This window comes from Borrelia sp. A-FGy1 (genome assembly GCF_014084025.1).
In the GTDB taxonomy this organism is placed as follows: domain Bacteria; phylum Spirochaetota; class Spirochaetia; order Borreliales; family Borreliaceae; genus Borrelia.
The window spans coordinates 1-1,138 of the sequence record NZ_CP043720.1 but is presented as its reverse complement, the minus strand read 5'-3'; the positions used below and the strand labels follow the sequence as shown (position 1 = coordinate 1,138).

Annotated in this window: 2 pseudogenes; both read left to right on the top strand. The window is 33.8% G+C overall.

Annotated features, from left to right (window positions below):
- Positions 1–380: pseudogene (locus tag F0310_RS05710) on the top strand (hypothetical protein); the annotation flags it as partial.
- 107 nt (positions 381–487) lie between these two features.
- Positions 488–1,138, top strand: a pseudogene (locus F0310_RS05705) (hypothetical protein); the annotation flags it as partial.

Sequence of the window (1,138 nt, the reverse complement as noted above, 5' to 3'; positions counted from 1 at the left end):
AAAATGAAAAGAAAGAAAACGTAGACAATTTAAGAAAAGTTGCAAGTATTCTTCCTATTATTAAAAGTACCATCGAAACAGCTAGCCTTGCTTATTCTAATGCCTTTACTGCTATTACTTCCAGTTTGTCTTGTAGCAAGTTTAATCAGGCTATTTGTGAGTTTAATGAAGCTGCTAAGGGGTATGCTAATGGAAATAAAGGAGACAATGCTGTTAGTGTTATTGTAGGTGTTATTTCAGGTATGTCTGATCCTAAATTTGAAGATTGGTGGTTTGATCATGCAAAGACAATTGCTGGTAATAAGACAGGAGAAGAAGTAAATAGAATGCTTACTGCTATTGATAAGTTATTAGAAGTTTATAAAAGGGTTAAATCTTAATAACTTTTAAGCTTCATTAGTTATTTATAAATCCCATTTACATTTATACTTGTTATATAATAAAAATAATATTTAGGTTAATGAATAAATAAAAAAAGGGGATATTTATGTTAGAAAGGTGTAATCTGTGCATTTTACTTCTAGCAACTATTTTGCTTGTATCTTGCAAGTTTTTTGGAAATTCTAGCTCACCTAAAAAAGCAGCTGCTAGCAATATTAGTAAGCTAGCCTTGTCTGACTCTTCAGATAAGCAAGATGAAAATATAAGTGATACTATCGCTGCAGACAAAGAGCAAAAGAGTAGCACCGACATGCTTGCTGCTGATGACCCTGATGCTTCTAGTTATACAGAAAATCAAGAGAATGCTTGCAAGTTAAATGAAGATGACAAGAAGAAGCTTGAGTCTTTTTTTGGCAAAACTCAAACATATAGATCTAGCCTATATTCTATTTACAGAAAATATGCAAGCTCTTATAATATTATTGCTACCTACGGTAGCTGTGATACGTATCGCATTGGATGTTTTAGTCCAGGGCCTTCTGGAGCACGTAGACAAGCTCTTACTAAACTAAAAGAAAATAATCTAAAAGAAGATTATGCTAAGCTTAGCAAGATGCTAGAAGAGGCTGTGCCTAGTTACGATACTAAAACTTTAGAAGACGCAATTGCTGCGTACAAGAAAGCTATAGATGAAGCTAGTGAGGCTGAGAATAGGATAAAGACTGTAAATGATCATGCAGCAGCTCAAGGGACTCCT